The organism is Endozoicomonas sp., assembly GCF_031844845.1.
Classification (GTDB): Bacteria; Pseudomonadota; Gammaproteobacteria; order Pseudomonadales; family Endozoicomonadaceae; genus Endozoicomonas.
On record NZ_JAVRMB020000084.1, the window covers coordinates 1 to 12,902 of the forward strand.

General features: G+C 47.7%; 6 protein-coding genes. 2 read left to right on the top strand and 4 right to left on the bottom strand.

Annotated features, from left to right (window positions below):
* Positions 1 to 598 (bottom strand): single-stranded DNA-binding protein (locus RM811_RS03790; RefSeq protein ID WP_402520915.1); only part of this gene is annotated, 598 nt, incomplete at its 3' end.
* Between the two features lie 175 nt (positions 599 to 773).
* Entirely contained in the window at positions 774 to 2,117 is a 1,344-nt protein-coding gene (locus tag RM811_RS03795; protein ID WP_402520917.1) for an MFS transporter, read from the bottom strand.
* A gap of 689 nt (positions 2,118 to 2,806) precedes the next feature.
* On the opposite strand from RM811_RS03795, the gene RM811_RS03800 reads away from it, so the two are divergent.
* Positions 2,807 to 3,613 (top strand): hypothetical protein, encoded by an 807-nt coding sequence (locus RM811_RS03800; RefSeq protein ID WP_402520919.1) that lies wholly within the window; start codon positions 2,807 to 2,809, stop codon positions 3,611 to 3,613.
* Between the two features lie 38 nt (positions 3,614 to 3,651).
* Complete coding sequence (uvrA, locus tag RM811_RS03805; RefSeq protein WP_402520921.1) at positions 3,652 to 6,477, top strand: excinuclease ABC subunit UvrA; 2,826 nt, start codon at positions 3,652 to 3,654, stop codon at positions 6,475 to 6,477.
* 149 nt (positions 6,478 to 6,626) lie between these two features.
* Here uvrA and RM811_RS03810 read toward each other — a convergent pair whose 3' ends face one another.
* Both RM811_RS03810 and RM811_RS03815 read right to left on the bottom strand, forming a co-directional pair.
* Complete coding sequence (locus tag RM811_RS03810) at positions 6,627 to 7,913, bottom strand: hypothetical protein (protein ID WP_402520923.1); 1,287 nt, start codon at positions 7,911 to 7,913, stop codon at positions 6,627 to 6,629.
* Positions 7,914 to 8,013: 100 nt separating this feature from the next.
* Entirely contained in the window at positions 8,014 to 12,840 is a 4,827-nt protein-coding gene (locus RM811_RS03815; protein ID WP_402520924.1) for a hypothetical protein, read from the bottom strand.
* Positions 12,841 to 12,902 lie beyond the last annotated feature (62 nt).

Sequence of the window (12,902 nt, forward strand, 5' to 3'; positions counted from 1 at the left end):
AGAACGGGATATCATCATCAAAGTCATCAAAACCAGCTGGCTGCGATGCTGCTTGCGTTTGTTGTGGTGCTGACTGTGCAGGTGACGCAGGAGCCTGCTGCTGTGGCGCATTATATTGCGACTGCTGCTGTGGAGCTGGAGCCTGGTAAGGCTGTTGTTGTTGTTGTTGTTGCTGCTGCTGCGGTGGCTTCTGGTACTGCTGCTGTTGCTGCTGATAGCCACCACCCGCTGGCGCGTTCATATTATCCTGACGACCATCCAGCATTTGCATCTGACCGCCATAGCCGGAAACAACAATTTCAGTGGTATACCGATCCTGTCCGTTCTGATCCTGCCACTTGTTGGTTCTCAGGCTACCTTCAATATAAACCTTTGATCCCTTATGAAGATATTGCTGAGCAATTTCAGCAAGTTTCCCAAAAATGACAACCCGATGCCACTCAGTCTTTTCCTGCATTTGCTGAGTATTTTGATCTCGCCACGATTCACTGGTGGCAACACTCAGGTTTGCCACAGAACTGCCATTAGCAGTAGACCTGAATTCAGGTTCGTTGCCAAGGTTCCCTACCAGTATTACTTTATTGATGCCACGAGCCATTTAGCTTCTCCACCATTATCATTCAAATTCAAACAGCCATCAGCAGATAGATACCGTACGATGGCCCCATAAAATAACCCTATAAATAGAAAGGTCATTTCACACCAATACACATAAATTAGAACCAAAGACTCATATATGGTTCCCGTTATTTTTATTTTTATAAACCATACTGCTAACACTGACCAAATTGCTTAAGTGCAGGCCAATCCAGCCGTTGTTTATCCACTTTCAGATACGCTGTGTTCTCTACAGATAACACAGTGACCTCCTGAACACCGACAATACTGGCCAGCTTCGCACTTATGGAGTTTACATCCCCAAGCTCAGGATCCAGAGCCATCACCATTGTACTTACATAAGGAGGCTGTTTCATAGTAACAGACAACCAGCACCACAGGGCAGTGGGAATTGTACAAAGCGCCAGTGCACTCACAACACCACCATACTCCAGGGCAAAGCCGCCGAGGCTTCCCCCCAGGGCTGCCCCGAGAAACTGGCTGGTTGAATAGACACCCATAACCGTGCCACGGGTACCCGCAGGCGATAGCTTACTGACGAGTGAAGGAAGCGTTGCTTCCAGGAAGTTAAAACCAAAGAAGAAGACAAATAAGCCAGCCAATAGCATCTTCGGGCTGAGTACCCCCTGATATAACAAGATAAAAGCAGTAAATAGCATAATGATACTGAGGATGTAACACTGCTTCAGAACACGCTGCCGCTCACTGACTATGATCAGTGGAATCATCATCACAAAAGAGAGTCCCATGACTGCCAGGTAAATGCCTCCGTGCATAGAACGCTCAAACTCTTTATTCAGAAGCTCGGGAACGAAAACAAACAGAGCCATCAAAACAAAATGAAGGGTAAAAATACCAACGATATGTCTGAGCAGCTCTCCGTTCAAAAGAACCTGTCGAAAACCTGAGCGATCAACAGAGCAGTTGAGATCCCGCCTTGTAACCACCGGCGTGGGCACCATTAAAATAATGATCAGCATCGCGGCCACAGCCATCAGGGCGTTTGATAAGAATAATCCCGAAAGCCCCCAGATATTACTCACTACAGGGCCTAATACCATGGCGATAGCAAAGGCAACACCAATGCCCATACCAATCATTGCCATCGCTTTGGTTCGGTGCTGCTCCCGGGTCAGGTCGGCCATTAAAGCAGTCACTGCTCCGGCAATAGCGCCACATCCCTGCAGAATACGGCCAGCAATCACCCCTTCAATGGTCGTTGCCTCTGCGGCCAGCAAACTGCCCAGCAAAAAAATAAACAATCCCAGCAGAATAACCGGCTTTCTACCCCAGCGATCGGATAACCAGCCAAAAGGAATTTGTAACAGCGCCTGACTGAACCCATAGGCTCCAATGGCCACGCCAATCAGGCCAGGCGATGCCCCCTGAAGTTCCTCTGCAAAAAGGGCCAGTACAGGCAGTACCATGAAAAGCCCAAGCATCCGAAAGACAAAGACCATGGTAAGAGATACAGCAGCTTTCAATTCAACAAATGACATGGTGCGACAACGAATCCTGATCTTTTATAGGTGGTTATCTATTGATAGTTATCATTAGTAAGCATTATCGGCGCAAGTTTATCAGGATTTTCATCCCGGATGCTACGCAGAGATGCCTCGCCGGATGAGATAAAGCCTCTGCGTCAAAATGCCACGGTTCGATAAGTTTCGAGCCGACTATAAATAAGTCATCAGTCATTCTCAGGGAGACTGCAATTTAGAATATACCGGCGTCATCCCCGCGAAGGAGGGTGTCGCAAAGGGGCAAAACACCCCCCGACCGTCATCCTCGCGAAGGCGGTTGTGGCAAAACCCTCCTCGCTCCCACGCTTTTAGGCCCTGGGGGTCCTGCGTGGTAGTGCCAGGACCCTCAGGGCCTAAAAGCGTGGGAATGAGGTTCCCGGTGGGTTTTGCGACAGCCTCCTTCGCAGGAAAGACGGCTCTGCTCGGTAGCTGCTATTTTCAGGTACTCCCTGAAGGACAAGGTTCTTTCAATGGTAGCGGCTTAAGCCTGAAGTATTAGCCCATGTAAAACAAAAAAACGACCAGAGCTTTCCAGATACACTTTTTTTATCTGCGATAAGCCTTAGAACAATTCGAACGTATTGTTCACCAAACGAAGAAAAGGAAGCCATTCCTATTGAACAGCTTCCTCTACAAAAATCAGTCAGAAATATAGATCATTATTCATGTCAAAAACAATCGACAAAAAACGCCTGACGCAAATATTTTTTTATTTACCATACAGCCTGCTATTTTTTCTACTCCCTGTTAATCCAATACATGCAGTATCAATACAGGAAGAAAAAGTCACCACTGTAATTTCAGCAAACTATACAACAATAAACGAATATGGAAAAAGAACGCATTGTACAATTTCAAGCGATAACAGTATTGATGAACTCTATGAGCTTAAAAATTCAGACTGCAAACTGCCTCTTTTCAACACCAATGATGACCAATCAGTAATATTGTTAACTCAGAGCGACCATAACGAAACAAAAAAGATTTTAATCACTACCAGGAATTTATTAATGTGGGCGCATTTGGCCGTTCACATATACAAAGTATGGGATTCTGGCAGCAAGATACTCTGGCCATCCGTTTGTCCATGCTCTGGCAAACCAAAAATAGTTACCAACACACAAAAAATTTTCTTCACATACTATATTACCAGTCTGGTAAACCATGGATGGAGTTACCTGAGCCCTTATTTTTTATCTGGCCATTTATCTGAACGAAAGAAACACCAAAACCAGGATGGGGCAGAAGGCTGGACGGACACCTTCAAAAATATCACGTCAACATTCACTGAATATCCATACGCCAGCCACCTACTATCACTGGCCATTGATTCTGCTGCACTAAAGTGGGATTGCCGGTGTGCCGGGTATTTTACCTACCCTGATGGAGGGCTTTACTTCAATGGTCACCTCTGGATGCTTTTGCTGAATATAGCGATTTTTACTACAGACTTGGCCATTGACTATTTATAATGCTCCGTTTGCTTCCAAACCGGCACGGAGAAAAGGCTGTGGAAAAGATTACCGTACAGGGCGCCCGTACACACAATCTTAAGAATATTAACCTGGAGATACCCCGTGACAGCCTGATTGTGATCACCGGACTGTCCGGCTCCGGCAAGTCCTCTCTGGCCTTTGACACCCTCTACGCAGAGGGTCAGCGGCGTTATGTGGAGTCGCTGTCAGCTTATGCCCGCCAGTTCCTGTCCATGATGGAAAAGCCCGATGTAGACCATATCGAAGGTCTTTCTCCAGCCATATCTATTGAGCAGAAGTCCACCAGCCACAACCCCCGTTCCACCGTCGGCACCATCACTGAAATTTACGACTACCTCCGTTTATTGTTTGCCCGGGCCGGTATTCCACGCTGCCCAACTCACCATTTGCCATTGGAAGCCCAAACCATCAGCCAGATGGTTGATCAGGTACTGGCAATGCCCGAAGGCACGAAACTGATGCTCCTGGCACCGGTGGTAAGAGCCCGAAAAGGCGAGCATCTGCATGTATTCAATGAGCTGAGAAGCAACGGTTTTATCCGGGCCAGAATTAACGGGATTGTCACGGATCTTGATACACCACCAACGCTGGATAAAAAGAAAAAGCACACCATCGAAGTGGTGGTTGACCGCTTTAAAGTGCGCGAAGACCTGCAACTTCGTCTCTCAGAGTCCTTTGAAACCGCACTGGAACTCACTGACGGTCTGGTCACCATCAGCTATATGGACGAGGATTCAAAAAACGACATTACCTTCTCTGCCCGCTTTGCCTGTCCGGAATGCGGTTATAGCATTAACGAACTGGAACCCAGACTGTTTTCGTTTAACAATCCTGCAGGCGCCTGCCCTACCTGTGACGGGCTGGGTGTTAAACAGTTCTTTGACCAGGACCGTATTGTTCAACACCCTGAACTGACATTGGCTGAGGGTGCTATCCGTGGGTGGGATCGCCGCAGTGTTTACTACTTTCATCTGCTGAAATCGCTATCCGCACACTATGGCTTCAGCATTGATACCCCCTTTGATGATTTAAGTCAGGAACAACAGCAGGTCATTCTTCATGGTTCCGATGATGAGGAAGTCAATTTCAGTTACGTCAACGACCGGGGTGATGTCTATAAAAAACGACACGCCTTTGAAGGTATCATTCCTAACTTTGAACGACGCTTCAGGGATACCGAATCCCAGTCAGTTCGGGAAGAGCTGACTAAATATCTGAGCACCCAACACTGCCCTTCCTGCAAAGGAGCCCGTCTGCGCAAAGAAGCCCGAAATGTATTTATTCAAGAAGAAAGCTTACCGGACCTGGTCAAGTTACCTGTGGAGAAAGCACTGGCTTACTTTCAGGATCTGAATTTACCGGGCCGTCGCGGAGAGATTGCTAAAAAAGTGCTTAAGGAAATTTGTGACCGTCTCAGCTTTCTGGTCAATGTGGGCCTTAATTACCTGTCACTGGATCGCAGTGCCGACACCCTTTCCGGCGGCGAGGCCCAGAGAATAAGACTGGCCAGCCAGATTGGCGCGGGTCTTGTAGGCGTCATGTACATTCTGGACGAACCCAGTATTGGGCTACACCAGCGTGATAATGAGCGTCTTCTGAGCACCCTGACCCGCCTGAGAGATCTCGGCAATACAGTCATTGTCGTTGAACATGACGAAGAGGCCATTCGCAGTGCCGACCATGTAATTGATATTGGCCCTGGCGCCGGTATTCATGGTGGTGAAATTGTTGCCCAGGGTACACCTGAGCAGGTTATGGATACGCCAGCGTCCTTAACCGGGCAATATCTCTCCGGTATTCGCAAGATCGATGTACCTGCTCGCAGAACACCCATAGATTCAAAGAAAACCCTCAAGCTCAGTGGTTGCACCGGCAATAACCTGAAAAATGTCACGCTGGAAATTCCGGTTGGCCTGATGACTTGTATTACCGGGGTTTCCGGTTCCGGAAAGTCCACATTAATTAATGGAACTCTTTACCCTCTGGCAGCCACTGCACTCAACAAGGCCAGCACTTTAACCGCTGCGCCCTATAAGACACTGAGGGGTATCAGCCACTTTGATAAGTGCATTGATATTGACCAGAGCCCTATTGGCCGGACACCTCGCTCCAACCCTGCAACCTACACCGGGATTTTCACTGCCATTCGCGAGCTGTTTGCCGGCACTCAGGAAGCACGGTCACGGGGTTATAAACCTGGTCGCTTCAGCTTTAACGTTAAGGGTGGCAGATGTGAAGCCTGTCAGGGAGATGGTCTTATCAAAGTAGAGATGCACTTCCTGCCGGATATTTATGTGGCCTGCGACGTCTGTAATAGCAAGCGTTACAACCGTGAAACTCTGGAAGTAAAATACAAGGGCAAAAGTATTCACGAAGTTCTGGAGATGACGGTTGAAGAGGCCCTGCAATACTTTGACCCAATTCCTGCCGTCAAGCGAAAGCTGCAAACGCTTATGGATGTTGGCCTTTCCTACATTCACCTTGGACAAAACGCGACCACACTGTCTGGCGGTGAAGCACAGCGGGTAAAACTGGCCAAGGAGCTATCCAAGCGGGATACCGGTAAAACCCTTTATATTCTGGATGAGCCGACTACCGGATTGCACTTTCACGACATTGAGCAACTATTATTGGTTCTCCATCGTTTGAGAGACCATGGAAACAGTGTCGTGGTTATTGAACACAACCTGGATGTCATTAAAACCGCAGACTGGATTATCGATCTGGGGCCAGAAGGGGGTGATGGAGGAGGTCAGATTATTGCCGCTGGCACACCGGAAGCCGTATCAGAAACTCCAGAGTCTCATACCGGGCGTTTCCTGAAACCAATGCTTGTGTAACCAGGCTTACCACTTCACAACAGGCATCGTTTGAACAGTGACTCCTGTTGTGAAGATATATACACCTCTCTCTTATGACAAAGAAGTACTCAAGCATATTGAATTCCATGAAGCATGTTAAAAAAGATACAAGTCAAATAATTTTCCATTTAAACCAAACTATTAGTACAAATGTACTCGATATTCCATATTTGCTTAACACATTTATCCGATAGATTATCCATATCAACATTATTTTGATTAACATAGACAGGCCAGATCTGACGAATATTTTTATAAGCAGCCACTCCGGTATCACCCGTACCAGTCTTCAGATCATCAGAAACAGTGCATTCAATCTCTGAACTGACTTTACTATTATTTGAATCTTCCTCTGACAGCCTGAATACCTTCATTCTTTCAGGTGGCCTATTGGAGGATTCAAACCCTACTCTAACCGACGCCTGACTCTCCATTTCTCCAGTTGCTTCACCATCACAAAACACAGGTTCTCTCACTTCAGATTTGGCATCTGCTGCAGATTCCTTGTCACAATAATCTACCCATCTTAAAGTTCTATCATATTCAGGATATTTGATTATATTTTTTGATCTTAAAGACTTCAAATAAATTCTAGCCTGATCAAATTCCTTTTTCCTGACATGGAGTTTGACCATGGATTTCCAGAAGACTCCCTCTACATAATCAGTGTTAATATTTTTCATCAGAGTCAAAGCCTCCTCATATCTAGCCAGTTCAATAAAAGCATCAATCTTTTTCAACTCTATCACCAGCAATTTTCCTTTCGGTTTATTAGGGTATCCTCCTAAAAGCTTTACCATAGTCTCAGCCCACACTAAAAGTTCACAAAATTTCCCCGAATGAGAAAGAAGATAAAGCTTCCGGAACATTACTGTTTCCGACTGCTGATTGTCTTTCAATATTATTTCAACAAGAGCTAACGCATTTTTCCTGACCAAAGAACAAAAGTTTTTCTCATTTATATTATTTACACTATGTTCTCTATCCATCTGTGCATACATATTATCACAATAATACCCCAACGCTTTTACACCACGAACATCCATGAACCTCATCACATTTTTTATTAAAAACTCTTTTGTTATCGCCTCACCGTTCACAAATTTCTCGAAGTCTTTGACAGGATTTGGTTCATTACGCGATGCAGCTGTACTTATATATCTCACCTGCCTTTTCCCAAATCTCTTTCCAGTACCTTCAGGCATAACCGAACCCCAGGGTTTTCGGAAATACGGTTCCCTTTCTTTTACCCCAGATACCCCAGGTACCCCAGAATTTAATTTTAAATCAGCACATTCAACCCGGCGCCCCCTGTATTGAGCATCAGCACTGGCCTTTTTTGTTTTTGAGGAGAGAGGTGGAGGTGCATCATCACTAAAATAACTTTCGCTGTTAGCCATTAAACCATATTGCATAGCTCCCACCTCGCATTTCATAAATCAGAATTAAACTTCCATATATAGCACATAGACTATTTATTTTTATACGAATAGAACTCAACAACTCATATCCGGCCTAAGCCGCAGGAGGCGCATTGTCAAGTTTAACGCCATCAGGCATGACAAATCGGAGTTTTTTCCAATCCAGACGCTGCTTGACATCTACCGGGGTTACCCGTTGTAAAGTATGCAGATTCTGACCTGCAGGAGCGTTTGATATCAAACCCTGTTTATTTGATGTAGCAGGATTGAACAGCTTATCTGTAAAATCAAAATCCCTTGCCAGCATAAATTTGAATTCATTTGGCATATTCATTTTATCGCTGAGCCTATTCATCCACTCAGCTGCCTTTTCACCACATTCCTGAACAGGTCCTTTTTCACTATCCTCACTATAAATACTGCCATCAGGGTTACTCTTACTATTATGCCAGAACTCCTGTAATTGCTTGAATTGCTGCTCCTGATAAATGGGTTCCATAACAGTCCCTTCCACCGGATTGGCAAGCCAGGAATCTTTTGGCGTCGTCGAAATAAGATGTATCAAATAGGGTTGCCCGCCAGATTCAGGGGTAAAGCCAGATTCATTAACCAGTTGCACTGCTTTTTCCGGTAAAGCCTCTGTCAGGCTGGCAATCAGGAATAGCAAGCGAGCCCGAGCCTGATCATCGTCATTATGCTTCACGTTATTAACCAGTAAAACAAGGTCTTCTATAGCAAATTCTCTCACCAGGCCAAGGTCTGACGGTGAATTACCCAGTCTAAATTCTTCAAGCACGCAATCAATGAGTTTATCAAGCTGTCGTATACGAGCTTGCGGATCCCCAGAACCTGAAACAGCTCTCAGTTCCCGCAGGAGTTCCTCATGAGTATCATTCTGAATCGATAGAGGCCAGGGAGACAACCCATCAATAAACCGTCCAAAATTGAATGTCCCCAAACCCTTTTCGCCCATTGGTGCAGGCGTATAGGGTGCTCCTTTGAACGACATCCGTATTTCAATGGGTTTTGAAAAGAAGAACTGAAAAATACGATTTGCCGCTTTGGCTAACCATCGGGTAACAGGGTTTGACCTGTTTTCAGAGAATGGGGTCAGCTTTAGTTTTAATACCTGGTTACCATTTTCTCCCACGGTAAAACCCGGATTATTTGCTTTGAGCGTATTCTTTAACAGGGCATTACATAACCAGGAAAAACGACTGTCGGTGCTAACACTGATTCCCTCAATGTCATTTAACGCAGCGATGCCGTTTTTCACAGGAACCCTTGTACTTACATGAACCTTGCCGCCAACAAGCCACCCCAGAATACTGTGCAGCCTGGCAGGATCTGCCTGCCCTGTCACATCAACATAACCATTACGATTTTTGTCAATATAAACATCAGCATCCATATGTTCAACAACCCCTTCTCCTTTAATAGAAGCCTTGATTGCCTCTTGAGGTCTGACTCTGATATCGGTGTAAAGCGCCGGATAATATTTATGCAATCGAACAGAAATTTCTATCTTGCTAAGACCAAAGCCAACGGTGTCATCTTCAGGGCCATCCATCAAGTCATCACGAAATTCGCCGGTAATTTGATCCACCTTAATGTCGATATTTTCCGGTAAGAATGTATTCAACAAACTCCGTGCAGAATCCACAGGACTCATCATGGATGCACCGCATAACAGGGCCGATTTATATAACTTACTTTTTTCCGGTAATTGATAGGAGAGTGACACCCCGGTCATTTCTATATCAATATCGATATTATCTGCATCACGGAATACCAGATTCATATGACGAATATGGATTGAGCCATCCGGCATACGCACAAGCTGAGCCTTGATATTTTTAAACTCACGACCAGCAATTGTCACATGATCAATTTCAACGGGCTCTGTCAGATTACCCCCAAGACAGTCATAGGTTTCGACAGTCTGCAGCAATAAACATAAAAGTTTGGGCAGCTCTTTTATCACATTGGTTTTCGGGCCAATCTTTACCACTCCCGTGCTGAGCGATGAGGGATCAAAACGATCAGCAAAGGCCACTGCCAACTCTGCTGCCAGCGTATTAAAGTCAATAGCCTGTGCTTTATTTTGCGCCAGGGTGATCGCTTTATTTTTCACCGCTGTCTTTACCGCAGGCATTACATCCTGAACCGTTTTCTCAATAAAAGGCTCTGCCAGAGAGGTAATTTCCAGCTTATGCTGCCGGGCCCAATCAGCAAACCACCGGACACTGCAGGCCGTAGCATGAGTCAACGCTTTATCAACAATCGGTGTTATATACGGAGTCATTGAATGAACAATATCACTGATATTCTGGCCCGTTTTTTCAGCAGCTTGTCTGGCCACTGTTTGAACCACAATGTCTGTAACAGCTGGCAGTATGTGAGGAGTAAATGTTGATACGAGTTCTTTTATATTCTTTTCATCACTCATCCAGATAGCCACACTTCGAACAATATCAGCCTGAGTTTTAATCAATGTTTCAGTGACAACCTTCTGGATGCGCGGCATCACCTCACTGGCAATCCCTTCTTGATGGCGGAGCAGCCATTCTCCCCCATTGGCCATAATATGAACCAGCACCTGATCAATGGCTCTATGCAGACAGGGAGTTGCAGTGGATGCATTGCTTTCAATCCATTTTGCCATTCCTGCAAACACAGAGCCCCTGGCTTGATTCAAAGCCTGATCAATAACCCCTTCGATCTGAGGCGTTAATAAAGAGGCCAGATCGGCTGGATTTTCATCTCCCTCCCCAACCAACTGTTGAGTCAACGCCTCCTCAACTGACGTCTGAATTGTGCTCAGACCCGCATCAACAGACCTGGCTGCATACTCAATACCATCAGCAACGCCCTGACTTAAATAGCCGGCAATAATACCTTGTAAATGACCACTTACTGCCCGGGCAATATGATCCACATTACCATCTGACGGTTCTGCAAGCTGCTGGATGCCATATTCAACACCAGCACTCACTGCTTCATCAACGATCCTCTGAACATGGGGCACAATGATTGGGAGAACACCGGCTGGGAAGATACCTGTTTTGGAATGAACGACATCAGCCCCCTGCTTGATAACCGCTGTAATTCCCTGACTCAAGCCCGGTATCAGTGATGGCAGCCTGGCAGCCCATTGGTTTCCACTACCAACAGCAGTACCCACTACCCTGGCAGGCGCAAATTCATGGGCAGCCCGGCGGGCAAAAGTAACCGCATTCTCACCGGCCTTCTGGCTCTTCACAACAGAGTCCCGCAGAGTTTTCAGTTGCCGGCAAATGGCGGGTTCCAGATCTTTGGCAATCTCAGCTATCAACTCCCTGGCATGGCTCTCAACATCGTCTTCTATTACCCGTCCATTTTTATCTGCCCAGTTCGCTAGCCAATCTACGCTGAAACCCACCATAGCCTCGAGCGTCTGATCCTTTGCCAGCTGCTGCCGGAGATACGGTACGACGCCGCCTGCCAGTTGCTTTGGTTCCTGACCAGTTTGCTCCGCAAGCTGCCTGGCCACATCAGCCACCGTCGGGTTTACCAGTGACCAGGCCCGCGGGTTCAGCAGGTTGATCAGCTGCTGACGGTGGGGCTCCTGATCCTGAAACCCGGAACCCTGCTCCCGAATCCAGTCTATCCCCCCCTGAACCAGTTCTCGCTGGGCAGCGACAACCTCCCGAGTAACCTTCTCCATCACCTTCGAGACCACGGAATGATTGCTGGCACCCGGGGTATAAAGCGCTTTAACCAGACCTTCCAGCCAGACAGCACCCTCCTTTGTACTGTGCAGAACAAAGTCACTGGCCAACTGTTTCAGACTCTCATGGGGTAGTTTGCCCATGACCTGTTCCAGTTGGTCTGCACCCTGACTGAGCACATCGGCCACCCCTTCTTTCATGACCCGCTCTGCTACCTGTGCCAGCTTGCTCGCTGTCCCCTTATCTTTTGCGCCGGGGGCTAACGCCGTTTCTGCTGCTTCCCGGACATCGGTCACCGTCTCTTCACACCACGTATCAGACGTCAATCGCTGGCTTAGCAGTTCTACGACCGATGTCGTCAGCCACGGTGTCATTGCCGCTGTGAAACCCCGGATCGTATCCGACCGCTCCCGCTCAGCGTTGCGCCGGGCCATGAAGACCGCACCTTCGCTGACCGCCTCGGTCATCACCGCATTGATATGCGGTGTCACCACAGAACGTACCGTCTTCAGGTTATCCCGGAACTCACCGATGGCCAGACCGGCCACATCGCCTGCCAGTTGACTGCCTTCCCGGGTCATCGCCTGACGGACTTCTGACCATGTATCCTGGCCGGACTGTTCTTCAATATCACTATCCACAGGGTTTATGGATTGCAGTGCGGCCAGGCCAACCAGCTCCGGGTCACCCATGGGATCCGGAACCAGGTCTTTCATTGCCTGCCGGGCAAAGGCCACGACACCCTCACCCTGCTCAGCGCTTGCTGCCGCTGCACCTCTGAGGGTGGCCAGCCGCTTGTGGATTGCAGCTTCCAGTTCCGGTGTGGCCTGCTTCAACAGACCCTGCACATGGCTTTCCACATCCTGATCAATGACCTGCCCATGATCCTTTACCCAGTCCATTAGCCAGTCCACGCTGTGGCCCACCAGGGCTTCCAGATTCTGACCCTTTGCCAGCTGCTGCTGAAGGTACGGCACAACGCCGCCTGTCAGTTGCTTTGGCTCCTGACCGGTTTGCTCCGCCAGCCGCCCGGCCACATCACCGACTGCGGGGCTTACCAGTGACCGGACCCGCGGGCTCAGCAGGTTAACCAGTTGTTGACGACTGGACTCCTGACCTTGTGGCCAGGGATCCTGTCTCTGAACCCAGTCGATTGCACCCTGAACCAGTTGACGCTGGGTGGCGACCACTTCCCCGGTCACTTTAGCCATCACCTTCGAGACCACGGACGCCTCATCGTCACCCTCGACAAACAGCTCGCCAACCAGGCCGT

Coding starts and splice junctions, on each gene's coding strand:
- RM811_RS03795 (WP_402520917.1), bottom strand. CDS start 2,117: ATGTCATTTGTTGAATTGAAAGCTGCTGTATCTCTTACCATGGTCTTT.
- RM811_RS03815 (WP_402520924.1), bottom strand. CDS start 12,840: ATGGCTAAAGTGACCGGGGAAGTGGTCGCCACCCAGCGTCAACTGGTT.
- RM811_RS03810 (WP_402520923.1), bottom strand. CDS start 7,913: ATGCAATATGGTTTAATGGCTAACAGCGAAAGTTATTTTAGTGATGAT.
- RM811_RS03800 (WP_402520919.1), top strand. CDS start 2,807: ATGTCAAAAACAATCGACAAAAAACGCCTGACGCAAATATTTTTTTAT.